General features: G+C 38.8%; 14 protein-coding genes and 1 other annotated feature. Of the genes, 1 reads left to right on the top strand and 13 read right to left on the bottom strand.

All coding sequences use genetic code 11. From position 1 onward, the window contains the following. Positions 1-52: 52 nt before the first annotated feature. Positions 53-1,516: a YfcC family protein gene (locus M0R79_RS05555; RefSeq protein ID WP_248417183.1), complete on the bottom strand. Its 1,464-nt coding sequence runs from the start codon at positions 1,514-1,516 to the stop codon at positions 53-55. Positions 1,517-1,727: 211 nt separating this feature from the next. Further along, positions 1,728-2,951, bottom strand: coding sequence for a peptidase T (gene pepT / locus M0R79_RS05560; protein WP_092569524.1), 1,224 nt, complete (start codon positions 2,949-2,951; stop codon positions 1,728-1,730). A 205-nt stretch (positions 2,952-3,156) separates the two neighbouring features. Here pepT and pepF point away from each other — a divergent pair, with 205 nt between their 5' ends. Beyond that, entirely contained in the window at positions 3,157-4,950 is a 1,794-nt protein-coding gene (gene pepF, locus M0R79_RS05565; RefSeq protein WP_248416060.1) for an oligoendopeptidase F, read from the top strand. A 238-nt stretch (positions 4,951-5,188) separates the two neighbouring features. On the opposite strand, the gene M0R79_RS05570 is transcribed toward pepF, so the two are convergent. The 11 genes from M0R79_RS05570 to gtfA form a co-directional block, all read right to left on the bottom strand. Further along, positions 5,189-6,373, bottom strand: a complete 1,185-nt coding sequence (locus M0R79_RS05570) for an acetate/propionate family kinase (protein ID WP_248416059.1) — start codon at positions 6,371-6,373, stop codon at positions 5,189-5,191. A 336-nt stretch (positions 6,374-6,709) separates the two neighbouring features. Further along, positions 6,710-6,994, bottom strand: a complete 285-nt coding sequence (gene rpmA, locus M0R79_RS05575; RefSeq protein WP_092569518.1) for a 50S ribosomal protein L27 — start codon at positions 6,992-6,994, stop codon at positions 6,710-6,712. A gap of 14 nt (positions 6,995-7,008) precedes the next feature. Then, entirely contained in the window at positions 7,009-7,356 is a 348-nt protein-coding gene (locus M0R79_RS05580) for a ribosomal-processing cysteine protease Prp (RefSeq protein ID WP_248416058.1), read from the bottom strand. After that, positions 7,356-7,664 carry a 50S ribosomal protein L21 gene (gene rplU / locus M0R79_RS05585; RefSeq protein WP_092569514.1) on the bottom strand — a complete coding sequence of 103 codons (309 nt, stop codon included), beginning with the start codon at positions 7,662-7,664 and terminating at the stop codon, positions 7,356-7,358. Before rplU ends, M0R79_RS05580 begins: the two co-directional genes overlap by 1 nt. 37 nt (positions 7,665-7,701) lie before the next feature. Beyond that, positions 7,702-7,776 (bottom strand) — a sequence feature (ribosomal protein L21 leader region). Between the two features lie 75 nt (positions 7,777-7,851). After that, positions 7,852-9,234 (bottom strand): TrkH family potassium uptake protein, encoded by a 1,383-nt coding sequence (locus M0R79_RS05590; protein WP_248416057.1) that lies wholly within the window; start codon positions 9,232-9,234, stop codon positions 7,852-7,854. A 93-nt stretch (positions 9,235-9,327) separates the two neighbouring features. Continuing rightward, a complete protein-coding gene (gene mreD / locus M0R79_RS05595; RefSeq protein ID WP_092569510.1) occupies positions 9,328-9,870 on the bottom strand; it encodes a rod shape-determining protein MreD in 543 nt (180 codons plus the stop codon). After that, the gene (mreC, locus tag M0R79_RS05600) at positions 9,870-10,715 is read right to left on the bottom strand and encodes a rod shape-determining protein MreC (RefSeq protein WP_092569508.1); all 846 of its coding nucleotides are present in this window, start codon (positions 10,713-10,715) and stop codon (positions 9,870-9,872) included. Before mreC ends, mreD begins: the two co-directional genes overlap by 1 nt. Before the next feature lie 14 nt (positions 10,716-10,729). Continuing rightward, positions 10,730-11,752 carry a rod shape-determining protein gene (locus M0R79_RS05605; RefSeq protein ID WP_248416056.1) on the bottom strand — a complete coding sequence of 341 codons (1,023 nt, stop codon included), beginning with the start codon at positions 11,750-11,752 and terminating at the stop codon, positions 10,730-10,732. A 204-nt stretch (positions 11,753-11,956) separates the two neighbouring features. After that, the gene (locus M0R79_RS05610) at positions 11,957-12,124 is read right to left on the bottom strand and encodes a hypothetical protein (protein WP_159428795.1); all 168 of its coding nucleotides are present in this window, start codon (positions 12,122-12,124) and stop codon (positions 11,957-11,959) included. Then, on the bottom strand, positions 12,111-13,481 hold the full coding sequence (gene gtfB, locus M0R79_RS05615; protein WP_248416055.1) for an accessory Sec system glycosylation chaperone GtfB: 1,371 nt from the start codon (positions 13,479-13,481) through the stop codon (positions 12,111-12,113). Before gtfB ends, M0R79_RS05610 begins: the two co-directional genes overlap by 14 nt. Further along, complete coding sequence (gene gtfA / locus M0R79_RS05620) at positions 13,474-14,976, bottom strand: accessory Sec system glycosyltransferase GtfA (RefSeq protein WP_248416054.1); 1,503 nt, start codon at positions 14,974-14,976, stop codon at positions 13,474-13,476. The genes gtfB and gtfA overlap by 8 nt, the downstream gene beginning before the upstream one ends. Between the last annotated feature and the right edge of the window lie 14 nt (positions 14,977-14,990).

Here is a 14,990-nt window from a genome sequence, read left to right on the forward strand (position 1 = left end):
TGTCCAGCAAAATAGTTAACGCTCACGTTCAGCCTTGGCTTAATATAAGTAATTAGAAATATGTAGAAAGAATTAGGACACCCAGACAGATGGCAATAATCACTACCACAAATTTTCTTAAGAATTTCCACCAGACGGTGACATCAATATGGGCTAAAGAAAGAGCTGCCATCATGATGACACTAGAAGGAGTAATTAAACCGATAATCCCTAAAGCAGTATGATAAGCAGTAATCACTGTATCCGCACCTACACCGGCAAATTCACCAAGCGGGCCTAAGAGTCCCATGGTTGAACCCGCCAAACTTGAAGAACCTGAAATCAAGAAGGACATCCCACAATAGAAGAAATATGTAATGGTAATAAAGACTTGTTGCGAAAGTCCTTGTAAGGCTCCTTCACCCCAGTGAAGCACCGTCGCAGTGATTTGACCATTATTCATCACCACTTGAATTCCCCGAGATACCGCACAGATAATAGCTACTCCTGTCATATCATTACATCCAGCAATAAATGCGCTAATAAATTCATCTTCACTAAAGCGGTAATAAACGCCAATAATTAAGGCTGACACAAAGAATAAGGCCGTAATTTCATCCAAATACCATTGTCCAATTGGCGTCATATGTTTAAAGATAATTTCTAAACCTGGGGTATTGGCTAGCACATTGTTAATATCGGTAAAAATAGTAATGCCAAATTTCTCCCAAGGAATCAATCCGACAATCATTAAAACAAACGTTACCATAAAGATGCGAATTACAACCTTTTGTTTGGCATTCATCGGTTTGATATCTTCTGGAACTTTAAACTCTTCTAAATCATTGGCCAAATTATCATAGACTAAGGAATTTTTCGGATCCTTCTTAACTTTTCCAGCATAATCATAGACAAACCAAATCGTATAACCCACGGTTAGAATAAAGATTAAGACCCGCCAACCGATCCCTTCGGCCATGTTAATGCCAGCAATATCGGATGCAATACCAACAGCAAATGGATTGACCGTCGAAGCCAGACAGCCGATGCCTGATCCCAGTAAGATGACCGCAATCGCTGTAAGGCTATCGAAGCCCACACTGACCATAACTGGAATTAATAATGGATAAAAGACCATAGTTTCTTCTGCCATCCCATATGTAGATCCGCCAAGGGCGAAAAGAATCATCAAAATCGGAATCAGATATTGCTCTTTGCCTTCGTATTTGGTAATAATTGATTTAATGCCGGCATTGATCGCCCCTGTTTTATTGACAATCCCGAGGAAACCACCGATCATCAAAATAAAGAACGCTACCCCAATGGCTGGTAGAGGATTCTTCTCGCCGCCGACCATCCCATAAACTGGTGACAAGAAAATATCCCATATACTCTGAGGATTTGACTCAATGACCTGATAAGTTCCCGCTATATATTGACCACTCTCATTGACATCATATTTTCCTGCTGGAATGAGCCAAGTGACAATAGCCACAATAATAATAAGAATAAATAAGATCGAAAATGCGGAGGGAATCCTAAATTTTTTCTTTTGGTCTTTTCCATGAAACTACCTCTTTCTAATGAACTAACTTCAATATAAAGCGTTTTCATTAGCGTGTCAATAGGCTTATAGAGAGAAAACAATTATGATGTTTCCTCTCATAATCAAATGCCTATTTCATTGGCTTTGTTTCAGGTTAATTATAATTCCTCATCAAATTCTTACATCCAGGCAGATTACTGCGCTAAATCTTGTGCGGCCAGTGAACATTATTTTCTGCCAGTTTGATAATGACTTCAATCGCTTTATTCATTTCATCGACTGAGAGGAATTCATAGCGACCATGGAAATTATAGCCACCGGTAAACATATTAGGACAAGGTAGTCCCATATAGGATAATTGAGCCCCATCAGATCCTCCTCGAATCGGTTTAATGTCAGGTTCAACACCGACATCACGCATCGATTGAGCTAACATATCAATAATTCCCATCATCGGTTCAATTTTCTCGCGCATATTATAATAAGAATCTTCAAATTCCAATTCAATAATGTCACCGTATTTATTATTGAGGAAGTCTACGATCGATTGTAAAAAGTCTTTCTTTGCCTTAAATTTATTTAAATCATGGTCGCGAATAATGTAGTCCATCTCAGCGGAATCCACAGACCCTTGAATAATGTCTAACATAAAGAAACCTTCATAATTCTCCGTATACTCAGGCTTCTGTTCAACGGGCAACATACTTTCAATTTCTAAAGCTACTCTCAATGCATTAATTAATATGTTTTTAGCTGAACCTGGATGGACACTCTTACCTTGAATCGAAATATGGGCTGAAGCGGCATTAAAGTTCTCATATTCCATCCCACCAATCGCTCCACCATCAACAGTGTATGCAAAATCAGCGGCGAATTTCTCGACATTGAAGCGTTCAGGTCCCCGACCAATTTCTTCATCGGGAGTAATCGCTAAACGAATATCCCCATGAGGAATTTCGGGATGCCTTAATAAATGTTCGGCCACGGCTAATAAGATGACAATCCCAGCTTTGTTATCTGCTCCCAATAAACTCGTTCCATCGGTAGTAATCAGGGTGTGTCCGAGTACATTTTTGAGTTGAGGAAATTCCTTCTCGCTAATAGAGAACTGATCATTTAAGCGAATATCTCCCCCACTATATTCGACGATTTGCGGATGATCACATTTTCCGCCTAATTCCAGTGCGGTATCCAAATGACAAATTAAACCGAAAGTCGGCACCCCTTCAACATTGGCCGGAATGGTTGCAAATAAATAACCATGTTCATCTAAATTAATATCTTGTATGCCAATCTCTTTCAAATCTTCAACAACCATCTTTGCTAAAGTTAACTGCCCTGGTGATGAGGGACAAGTCCGAGCAGCTGGATTTGCTTGCGTATCCACACCCACATATCTAAAAAATCGTTCTAAGTTCTTATCCACAATAATCCTCCTTATATAAACCCTAATGTAAAAATTCAGTGACTCTTTATATGAAACGCTTCCATTGCAAGTATACGGATTACTTTATTGAATAGCAATAGTCGTCTTCTTAAAAACTGATCTCAGCTAGATTATTTAGAATCTTGTAAGCGATCACAAAAACAGGTATACTTTGTATAAGATTTATAGAGATAAGGAGATAATTATGGCTTTAGCAAAACGTGAAGATTTACCCATTGAACTTACCTGGGACCTCAGTCATTTGTATCCAGACCAAAATGCCTTTGAAACTGATGTCGCTCGCTTAAAAAACGGCTTAAATGACTTTCAGAATAAGTACCAAGGAAAGATTGATTCAAGTCTGGTAGCAAGTCAAGCTATTTTAGATTTGGAACAATTAACGATTCTTTCGAATTGGACCCAATCTTATGGCTTCTTAGCTTATTCAGTGGATCGCACCCAAGAAATTAATGAAAAAAATGTTATTCTGGCTGATGAGCTTGGAGAACTATTCCAACAGAAGACTGCCTTCTTTATGCCAGAATTATTAAGCCAAAATTCAAATATTCTTCAAGAATTAAGACTACTGCCCGAAATGAAACCTTTTGTTGCTTATATCGATCAGTTAGAACGACAACGGCCACATTTGTTTGATGCCCATACCGAAAGTATCCTCGGTGCCCTGTCCGGAACCCTCTTTGGCCAAGAAAAAATCTTCTCCAGCATCAAATTTGAAGATTTGACCTTCGAAGATTTCCAAGCAGATGGACAAAGTTATCAAAATTCCTTCCCAGCCTTTGAAGGAAACTTTGAAACACATTCAAGCATTGAAGTACGTCATCAATCCTGGAAATCCTTTCATCAAGGTCTAGCCAAATATCAACACACCGCTGCTAGAAACTACATTAACTTAGTTCAAACCCATAAAAAAATGGCGACACTCCGAGGTTTTGATTCGGTATTTGACTATTTATTAGATAATCAACAAGTCTCTCAAGCAACCTATCATCGAATTATTGATACCTTAATGGATGAATGGGCGCCGGTGATGCGTCGCTTTGCCAAAATGATGGCCAAAGAACATGGTTTGGCAAAAATATCTTTAGCAGATATTAAGGCTTCGTTCTCTCAGGATGAAGTAGCCGAAGTTACTGTTGAAAAGGCTCGTCAACTGGTTCAGAATGCGCTGAAACCATTGGGCCAAACTTACAATCAAATTATTAGCCAGGCTTTTGCTGATCGATGGATTGACTATCCAATGAATCAAACTAAATCTACCGGTGGCTTCTGTGCTTCTCCTTATCAAAAACCATCCTATATCTTATTGAACTGGACTGGTTTGCTAAATGAAGCGCTTGTCTTAGCTCATGAGCTCGGCCATGCCGGTCATTTTAGTTTAAGTGCTCAGCATCAAGCTCATCTGGTCAATGAACCAAGCATGTTCTTTGTCGAAGCTCCTTCAACTTGTAATGAAGTGATTACCTGTCAATACTTATTAAACCAGCCACTCAATAATAAAGAAAAACGGGCCTTAATCGCAAGTTTTATTCAAAGCACTTACTACCACAATATGGTCACTCACTTACTCGAAGCAGTATATCAACGAAAAGTCTATCAGGCAGTAGATCGTGGTGAATTACTGAATGCAGACCGCTTGAATCAATTCTTCCGTGAAAGCTTGGAAGAATTCTGGGCTGGTGCCGTTGAAATTAATGAAGGTGCTGAATTAACTTGGATGCGTCAACCACATTACTTTGATGGACTGTACTCCTATACCTATTCAGCTGGTTTAGCCATCGGTACCCAAGTCGGCCAACGCATTGCAAATTATGACCAAGCAGCGATAGACGCCTGGTTGAATGTATTGAAATTAGGCGGCAGTCAAATGCCAATCGAATTAGCTAAATTAGCCGGTGTAGACTTGACGACGACTGAACCGCTTAAGCAAGCCATTCAATATGTGAGTCAACTCTTAGACCAAATTGAAAGCTTAGTTTAAATTTAAACAAATAACCGATATTTTCAAGCATGAACGGTAAAAATAAAGTCTTGATAGTTTACAAGAATAGAAGATGATAAACATTAAGATCGCCTGTCTACTAAAATAAAAAAATCCGAGTACTTTACTGGTATCCGTCAAAACGTGACACCAGTAAAGTACTCGGATTATTTGCTTGTTTAAGATTTTTGAATTTAATTAACTTAACTTTGAGCCTTGGGACTCAAACAAAATAAGCCTATTTCAAACGTTCTACATCCCGGGCGATTTCAACTTCTTCATCGGTAGGAATATTTAAGATTGCAATCTTAGAATCGTCGGTAGAGATAATTGCTTCATCGCGTGTTTGGTTCTTCTCAGAATCAATCGTTCCGCCAAACCAGCTGATACCATCCATGATAGCCGCTCTGGTTTCTGGTGAATTCTCACCAATACCGGCAGTGAAGACAATCGCATCGACACCATTCATCACTGCAATATATTCACCAATGTATTTTTGTACCCGATTATTGAACATATCTAAAGCTAATTGTGCACGTTCATTACCCTCAGCAGCAGCTTCTTCAACGTTACGCATATCAGAAGATACCCCTGAAATCCCTAAAGTTCCAGATTTTTTATTTAGAATATTAATCATTTCATCAATCGATTTCAGATTTAATTTATCCATTAAGAAAGGAAGAATTGAAACGTCAATATCTCCTGAACGGGTTCCCATTTGGACCCCCGCTAAAGGAGTGAATCCCATAGAAGTATCAACAGATTTACCCCCATCGACGGCGGTAATTGAAGCGCCATTGCCTAAATGGCAAGTAATAATCTTCAAGTCTTCAACATTCTTACCTAACATTTCAGCAGCACGACGGGATACATAACGATGACTGGTCCCGTGTGCTCCATATTTACGTACAGAGAAATCTGTATAATATTCATATGGTAAACTATAAAGGAAGTTTACTGGAGGAAGTGTTTTGTGGAATGAAGTGTCAAAAACAGCGACCATATGAGCCTGAGGTAATTTTTCTTTCATAATGCGGATGACCTCAGCTTCTGCTGGATTGTGAAGGGGTGCAAAATCGCCCAACGCTTCAATTTGTTCAATAACTTCTTCGTTGATTACAGTTGAATCTTTAAAGATTTCGCCACCAGCAGCCACGCGATGGCCTACACCGGTAATCTCACTTAAATCATTGACAATATGGTTCGCTTCGAGTTGTTCAAAGAGGATTTCAACAGCCCGTTTATGGTTAGGAATATCTTCAACCAATTCAACCTTTTCACCGTTAAATTTCAAGGTAAAGATTGAATCATTCAAACCGATTCGTTCAACCGCGCCTTTTGCCAGAATTTCTTCCTCAGGCATTGCATACAATTGAAATTTCAAACTAGAACTTCCTGCATTAATTGCAAATGTTTTTGACATGCATTCATTCTCCTTAATCATAATAATATAGGTATATTATACCGATAAATCCAAAAAATTTCACGAACTAAAACTAATAAAGTTATTAAGTTAGCTAATTCTTATCAACGACAAAATGAACTCTTGCTATAAAGACAGTAGGTCAAATTAGCCAGAAAAATCCTATTGAAGCGATAGCAGCTTGGACTTATTCAGATTTGCCTTTTCTGCCTCTCTATTTCATACTCTTCAAAAAAATAAGAGGCAAGGCTAGATCATCAGATCATCTAGCTTTGCCCCTTTTCAATCTATTGTTCTTACAGACTTATCTGAAACGATATCAGCCAATGCTTTAGCTTAAGCTTCTACAGGATAAACAGATACTTGAGTTTTTTTCTTACCTTTACGTTCGAAGCGAACTACGCCGTCGATTAGAGCGAATAGAGTATCGTCACCACCGCGGCCTACATTTTTACCAGCATGAACTTTAGTTCCACGTTGACGGTAAATAATTGAGCCTCCGTGAATCGCTTGACCATCAGCAGCTTTAGCGCCTAAACGTTTAGCGATGGAGTCACGACCGTTTTGAGTAGAACCTCCACCTTTTTTAGTTGCAAATAGTTGTAAATTTAACTTTAACATATCCTGGCACCTCCTTAAGGTTGAAATTTATCATAGTTAATCTTTATATATTCAGGATAATTCTCAGCAAGGACTTCAAAAGCTAGATTTAAATGCCGTAACAACAGTTGGGCTTGATCCATCTTATGCTTTTGATCGATTTCAGGTAAGGTCAATGATAGATAGCCCCCCTGTTGGTCATTAATTTCAATGTCCATCGGAATTTGTAAAATTTGATCTAGCGAATTCTCTACTGAGATTGCTTGGCTGGAAACTGCTGCACAGACGATATCCTCGCCACTATCAGCATAACCCGCATGACCCGCTATCACAACCCGTTTAATTTGCTGATTATCCCTTAATGAGAAACAAATCTTGATCATTAAGCTTTGATTGCGTTAACCGTAAGTTTAGTATAAGGTTGACGATGACCTTGTTTACGATGAGTATCTTTACGACGTTTGTATTTGAAAGTTACCACTTTCTTACCACGTCCTTGTTTCTCAACCGTAGCTTCAACAGAAGCACCTTCGACTAAAGGAGCACCAATTTTTGGCGTTTCTCCTCCTACAAAGACTACTTGATCAAAAACAACCTTGTCACCTTCAGCAACATCAAGTTTTTCGACGAAGATGGTTTGTCCTTCTTCAACTCTGATTTGCTTGCCGCCTGTTTTAATAATTGCGTACATTCACGCACCTCCTATAATATAAATTTTCGGAAAAAATTCCTACACCGAGACTCGCCATGGTAAGTGGTTCAACCAAACACTTAAAACTTAACATGAGCGGTTGCAGTTGGGTGCACAAATACAACATTAATAATATAGCAGAATACTGGCAGACGGTCAATCCTAAATGTCCAAAAAACTAAAGAAATTAACCAATTAACAAATCAGCATCTGCATATTTAATATCTGAATTCTGATGCTGACGGAGTGAAAGACTCATAAAGACCGTTAATGGACCTACCCGTCCCAAGAACATCATCATCACGATCACTGCCTGACCGAATCGATTTAACAATCCGGTCAGATTGGCACTGACTCCCACTGTACTTAAGGCACTGACCCCTTCGAAGAGTAAATCGAATGAATCTAGGCGCGGATTGGACAAGAGTAAGAGGAACCAACCAATTAATAAGGCGAAGCTATAGAAGAAGAAGACACTCATAGCTCGCCGGAAAATATCGTGGGTCAATGACCGTTTAAAGATAGTGAGATAAGTCCGTCCGGTCAATTCTGCCCTTAGATAAGTAAATAGAATGGCAAAGGTGGTCACTTTGATTCCCCCAGCAGTTCCCCCAGGACCGCCCCCAATGACCATTTGAATAATATAGATTAAATTAGTGGCTCGGTGAGTTTCTTGATAATTTAAAGAAGCAAAGCCAGCAGTCCGCATGGTCACAGTTTGAAAGAAAGAATTAACTCCTTGGTTCAATATTGACATATTACCGATCGTTTCAGGATTATTAAACTCTAATAACCAAGAAGAAATTGTACCAATTAACAAAATATAGAATGTCGTTAAAATTACCGTTCGACTGTGGATACTAATCCGACGTAAAAATAATTTTAATGACATCGGTCTGGCAGTAAAGAATTTGCGCTTCAAAATCTTCAATTCATACCAGACCGAAAAGCCGAGACCGGCAAAAACAATCGTAATCGCTATGGGTAAGAGCACGATTGGATTATCTTTGAATTGTAACAGACTGGTTGACCCTAAATTATCAAAACCAGCATTGTTAAAAGCTGAAATTGCAATATAAATACTGGAAAAAATTCCCTTAAACACACCATAAATTGGAATCAACTGGGTAGCTAGAATGACCGCGAGTCCCCCCTCAATCATAAAAGTGAATTTCAACATTGTCAGAACAAAATCCTTCAAGTCATAATTCGACTTACGGTTAATGGTGCTCTGAACCAAATATTGATTCTTCAAGGAGACATGATGCCTTAAATAATAAAAACTAATGGAGACAAAAGTCATTAAGGACAGTCCACCAATTTGCATCAGAAACATGGAGACAATCTGACCAAAAATCGTATAGGTATCTACGACAGCTACCGTCGAGAGTCCAGTTACACAGACCATAGAAGTTGCCATAAATAAATGATCGAAATAGCTGGCTTGCGAGCCTGCCTGATTAGAAATAGGCAAGGATAGTAAGACACTTCCGGTGAATATTACTATAAAAAAACTAAACGCAATTTTCTTCGCTTCAGTTCCTAAGATGTTATCAATTAATTTCTTCATAGTCATCTACTTTCCTATATTAAAGCTGAGTTTATCAGAGCAATGCATTCCTTAAAAATGCTAAGATACAAAATTAACCGGCAAAGCCGGTTATTAAACAATAATAAAATCTTGATAACCGAGCCAGCGAATTAATTGTTTAGTTGGGAAATAGGCAATAATAGCTAGGACGGTATTAAAAATTAAAGTCGGGGTTAATCTTCTGACCAAGAAATCAATTAATGAAATGGCCGCAACATTCATTTCTAGATAGAAGAAATATAACAAGGTATCCAGTAGCGTAATTGTAATCGCAAATAACATATAATGAATGTAAGCTTGTTTGGGAAAATACTTTTTGACTTTAAGAATCAAATAAGCACAAATAAGATAGAGAGGCGCATTTAGACCCAAAAGTGTTGTATTATACGCATCATAGAACAAACCCATAATAAAACTATTAATCAAAATATTGGCATCACGGAAATAAAAAGCAAAGGTCACGACAAAATATAAAAATAAGTGAGAGCTAATGATCTGTTGTTGGCCTAAAAAAGCTGTCGGAAAGATACCGGGTAAAGCGGCATCAATAATAATAGCTAAAAACAAAACTAAGGGAACGGTCCATTTCAAGCCTTGTCCTTTTCTCTTTGCCATTATTCTTCACCACGATTTCCAGAGCCGATAATGACAGTAACAAAGCGAATATCAGTCATCTCCCCTGCTGGCTTAATCTCTACCTCTTGGAATAGACCATAATCATCTTTCTTGGTCGAAGCCACTTCACCAATTAAGAGCGTTGAAGGGATAATTCCACCCAATCCAGAAGAAATAACGCGGTCGCCAACTTTAATCTGTGCATTAGGATCAATCTGGGTCATCTTGAAGTAACCAGTCTTAGTATCAAAACTCGATACAATCCCATTGGCCGATTTGCCATCACCAATTTGAACGCGAGCAGATACTTTGCCCGCATTCTGTTGCTGTGAAGTTAATAAAAGAACTTTTGAACTATTAGGATTGACTTCAACAATTCGTCCAATCATCCCTTTACCTGACATTACAGCCATGTCGGTCTTGACACCTTCATTCGATCCGACATTGATGACAAGGGTTTCCATCCATTGATCAGGATTACGAGTGATTACCGTGGCCGAAACAGTATCAAATTGACTTAAGACTTTCTTTAAGTCCAACTCTTGGATGAGTTTTTCATTTTCGGCTTCTAAATCTGACAAACGAACTTGTAATTGATCGACTTGATCAATACTACGCTTTAATTGCTGATTTTCCTCAAATGTATTAATCAATGTATCAACAGAATTAACAAAGCGAACAACCACATTCACGGGTTCAGAGAAGAGTCGTCCGACCCAAGCACCCGTATCATTTACTGCTGATAGAACAACATTATTGGTCGGTGTGGTCATACTATATGCAATCAAACTTACAATCGCTATCCCAGATAGTAGCAAGCCGATGATCTTCTTATTATCAAACATCTATATACCTCTTTCTAAGCCTGATATCGTTCTGCTAAACTGGCATAGTCATGAATTCTCTTAACCAGTTCTCCCGCCCCAATTGCCACCACATCAAGCGGGTTATCCACCAGGTTGACAGGTACGCCAATCTCAGTTTGTAAACGTTCAGGAAGACGGTTCAACAGGGCGCCTCCGCCACATAAATATATGCCTTCGGCAAAGATATCTGCCGATAACTCCGGAGGTGTATGGCTGAGCACCTCTTTCATAGCAAGAACAACTTGATGAATGATTTCATCTAAAGCTGAAGCAATCAAAGATTCTCTAACCTCTATTTCGGTAGGAATTCCCGAAGCCAGTCCTTGACCTGAAATGATCATAGTCTGCTCAATTTCCTGATTCTGGTAATACGCATTTCCTAATTCTTGTTTTATCCTTTCGGCAGTTTGCTGACCAATCAAGACATTCGTCCGTTCACGAATATAAGAAATAATATTATCGTTCATTTGTTGACCCGCCACCATAAGTGTTTGATTTGCAATAATTTCCCCATAGGAAATACTAGCAATATCCGTCGTGCCAGCCCCAATATCGACAATCATATGCCCTCTAGGCTCATAAATTGCCAGGTTAGCCCCTAAGGCAGCTGCGAAAGTCTCATCAACAATCATAGCTCGATGCACACCAAGTTCACGAAGAGCATCGACCAAGGCTTTGCGTTCAACCTTACTAATCTGACCAGGCGCCCCAATCACGACTTCAGGTCGACCAATCCGGCGGATAGCCATTTTCTTAATAAAGTAGGCCAAGAGTTCCTTCGTTAAGCTGAAAGAGTGAATCGTACCGTTCTGAATCGGATGGACTAATTCAATTTTATCGGAAGTCCGGCCAAGCAAGTCTTGGGCTTCTTTGCCAAAAGCGACAATCTCTTGATTATCAGTTTTGCGAGCTAAGACAGTTGGTTCACGAAGAACAATCCCCTTATTTTCCAAATAGATTATCGTCTGAGCTGTCCCCAAATCGATTCCCATCCGTTGTTTAGAAAATATTGACATGATTCAACTCCCTCCTAATAACTATACCGTTTTATTATAACAAATCCCGAGCAAAAATTGCTAGTGGAGCCCTGACTTATTATCACAGTCTCTTATTATAAGATGAATTTTAACGAATCACAAATAATTTTTAGCATATTTTCTGGCTAAATCGTATACACCGTTAAATCGTCAGAAACTTATCGCTACGATCATGAGCCCTGCCTACAAAATATTCAATAGTAAATTAACAACCACCACTAGAAAAATTAAACCACCAAAAATTTTGATAAAATAGTGGGAATTCTTTTCTTCAGGTTTAACTTTTTTACTTTTTAAATCATTTAATTGTTCTTGAATAATATGATCCAGCTGACTTTTAGGCTTCTTCACGCTGCAAGACTCCTTTCAATCCAGTCTGGAATTCTTTGACTGAAATCTCATTGGCATGAACTCTTTGTCTGTCACGGGCTAGTTGGGCTTGTTGATCATCCTGACTTACTTGATCTAATCTTTCGATTAGTTGATCCACCTGGTCAAGTCTAAATCGATGTTGACCAGCTATATAATCACCATTATGCATGGTTTCCTCAAAAGCAAAAATCACTAAATTCTGTAAATAAGCCGTTTCAACAGCGGCTAAAATTTCATTGCCTCGATTGATATCTAAATAAATATCACCATGCTCCCATAGCTCGTTAATCTTATCCTGAGTTAGATTAGGATGGAGTTGGACATTCTCAATTTGTTCCAAGGCCATTAGTTTACTAGACATTTCGGTAATGGCTCCGATCTGGAATTCTAATTGAGGGAGAGCATGAACAATCTTATCAAGCTGTTCAATCTGATCCGAATTGGTGAAAATTAAGATGTTTTGTCCTTTTTTGACCTTGATAGCATGAGGGTAACAATAGCCTAATAAGTGAATATTCCGCTGATACGCTGGATCGACTAAAGACAAAATCTTCTGATAAGTTACAGGATTTGCTATAATAATATCGCTTTGATAGTGATTACTGGCCAGCATGGTAAGCATATTGCCCGGTAAATGGTCGCCAATCCCTTCTTGCCAGAATAAGATATTGCGCTTGGCTTGTTTTCGTGTATGGGCGACAAAGAAACAATAACTTAAACTATTAAAGATAATTTCTTCTTGATTAATTGCACATTCATCTAAGAAGAAGCGAACTAATGCAAGATAATCGTTAAATTTATAGGTTTGCCCCTGGTAATTCAAAATGACATCTTGTGTCACATGGTTGAAGACGATCGCCTCGAATCCATCGAGATGATAATAAATCGTGTGAACCGGTTTTTGATCGGCATCAAAAATCATTTCACCAAACTTACGGCCAAATTTGTTATAACAATCGACTAAGCGTACATTTCCAGTCTCGTCATACCAGTCGACCCGTTTAACTAGGCGTAAGTGCAAGGGTTCAGCATAAAATATTTTGCCTCGCAAATGATGTCCCTCATGAATTTGCCCTGAGTGGTTGTCGGCCGAAATTTCCCAGAAACGAGGAACCGGTACTTCGTTAAAATAAAAAGGTCGAGCTGTACGTATCTGCTGATTCAAATTAAAGTTTTGATCAATCTCACCCATAAAATACTGATAAACAGAGAATACATTCTCTGGCAGGTAACCATCATCTTCAAGAACTAAAGTGGGATGGTTAAATCCAGCTTGCCACATACTCGTCAAGAAGATACGCGAGGCCGTTCCAAATTGATCTACAATATTAAGCATGAGTAACCTCCTTGATTAAGTCTTGCCACATTCCTGCGACTCTTTCTAAGGTAAACTCTTCCGCCAACTGATAAGATCGCGCTTGCATCTGTGATAAATCAGCAGAGAACAACTGAATGATCGCTTGGCTCAACTGGTCGATAAAATATGGTCTGGATTTATCACCCAAGGCTAATAAATATCCGTTCTCCTGCGGACGAATAAAATTCTGATTACCATAACGAACATCAAACCCAATCATGGCTAAGCCTGATCCAATCGCCTCCATCAGGGTCAAGCCAAAGCCTTCAGACATGGAAGCAGAAACATAGACTTGATAATACTGATATATGTCGTTTAAATCTTGATGCCCTTTGAGATGGATATAATCTTGCCCATGCTTAGCTTTAATTAACTCTTCGAGCGAACTCCTTTCGCCACCTTCTCCATAAATATCTAGGCGAAGTTGAGGAATCTGTCGACGAGCTTGGACCACCGCTTCGATGATTAAATCAATATGTTTTTCCTTAGCAAGTCTTGAAGCTGTGATCAGAGCATAAGGTTGACGCGTATTATGATTTGATTTAATTGTCAATAAATTTCCTACCGGAATCGTGTAGATCAGCGGCTTTTTCTGATAATAATGCCAGAACTGATTGGCTAAGAGTTGACTTTGAGGGCGAGTGGCACACACGATAAAATCAACCTCTTCCACATTCATAAATTGATATTCATAATAATTATTCCATAATATTCGTTGGTCCGTTGTATTCGGTTCGCTAAAATGGTCTGCATGGACAATTACGCCAACCTTGGCCGGCCCATGATATCTAAAGATCGGTTCAGCAATATCAGCACTGCGGTCAATCAGCAAGATATCTTGTTCGGTTAACGATAAATTTAGGATAAAATAGCCCACTAATTCTGCCTTCGAATAGAAAATCTCTTGATCAATTCGATAAATTGATTTATCTTCATCAATGATTTCAGTCAAAGATACCGAGCCATCCTGATTATAAATTTGACGACAACGCACTTTAGCTTGATTATCTTTAGGAACATAATATTCACTCAAATAAAGTTGGCTGGCATAATAATCTTTTCGAATTAAACAATTTCGGGAAACGAATTCGGCCCGATCCACAATATCTTCCGTGCCCTTCTTAAGATAACAAGTCAGAAAGTCTCCCTGTTCATTAAAATAATAACGGATAATATTGGCGGCTCTTTCAAAACGAATCGGTTGTTGAACATATTGGGCCAAAACCTGATCAAGCCGGTAAGATGAGGCTTCAATCGGCAGATCTGAAAAGGCTTGATATAACCAAATCACCTGTTGGTCTTTAAACCCCATATTGCTTGTCAAGGTTTGAATATTCTCGTTTAATATTAAATCAGTGAAAATAAACTTTGCATCAACATCTAAATAATCAAAAGCTAAACTCCGATAATATTGGGCGTATTCAACCCCGGAACTGGCCCAGCCAATTCCCATATTAAAATTATAGACTGTCATAACTCCTCCTATAA

The sequence above is a fragment of the Ignavigranum ruoffiae genome (assembly GCF_023195815.2).
GTDB lineage: Bacteria > Bacillota > Bacilli > Lactobacillales > Aerococcaceae > Ignavigranum > Ignavigranum ruoffiae.

Bases quoted from the DNA above. Each gene is read 5' to 3' on its own strand.
- gtfA (WP_248416054.1), bottom strand. From the start codon at position 14,976: ATGACAGTCTATAATTTTAATATGGGAATTGGCTGGGCCAGTTCCGGG.
- M0R79_RS05580 (WP_248416058.1), bottom strand. From the start codon at position 7,356: ATGATCAAGATTTGTTTCTCATTAAGGGATAATCAGCAAATTAAACGG.
- mreD (WP_092569510.1), bottom strand. From the start codon at position 9,870: ATGGCAAAGAGAAAAGGACAAGGCTTGAAATGGACCGTTCCCTTAGTT.
- M0R79_RS05605 (WP_248416056.1), bottom strand. From the start codon at position 11,752: ATGTCAATATTTTCTAAACAACGGATGGGAATCGATTTGGGGACAGCT.
- gtfB (WP_248416055.1), bottom strand. From the start codon at position 13,481: ATGCTTAATATTGTAGATCAATTTGGAACGGCCTCGCGTATCTTCTTG.
- pepF (WP_248416060.1), top strand. From the start codon at position 3,157: ATGGCTTTAGCAAAACGTGAAGATTTACCCATTGAACTTACCTGGGAC.
- rplU (WP_092569514.1), bottom strand. From the start codon at position 7,664: ATGTACGCAATTATTAAAACAGGCGGCAAGCAAATCAGAGTTGAAGAA.
- M0R79_RS05570 (WP_248416059.1), bottom strand. From the start codon at position 6,373: ATGTCAAAAACATTTGCAATTAATGCAGGAAGTTCTAGTTTGAAATTT.
- mreC (WP_092569508.1), bottom strand. From the start codon at position 10,715: ATGTTTGATAATAAGAAGATCATCGGCTTGCTACTATCTGGGATAGCG.
- M0R79_RS05590 (WP_248416057.1), bottom strand. From the start codon at position 9,234: ATGAAGAAATTAATTGATAACATCTTAGGAACTGAAGCGAAGAAAATT.
- rpmA (WP_092569518.1), bottom strand. From the start codon at position 6,994: ATGTTAAAGTTAAATTTACAACTATTTGCAACTAAAAAAGGTGGAGGT.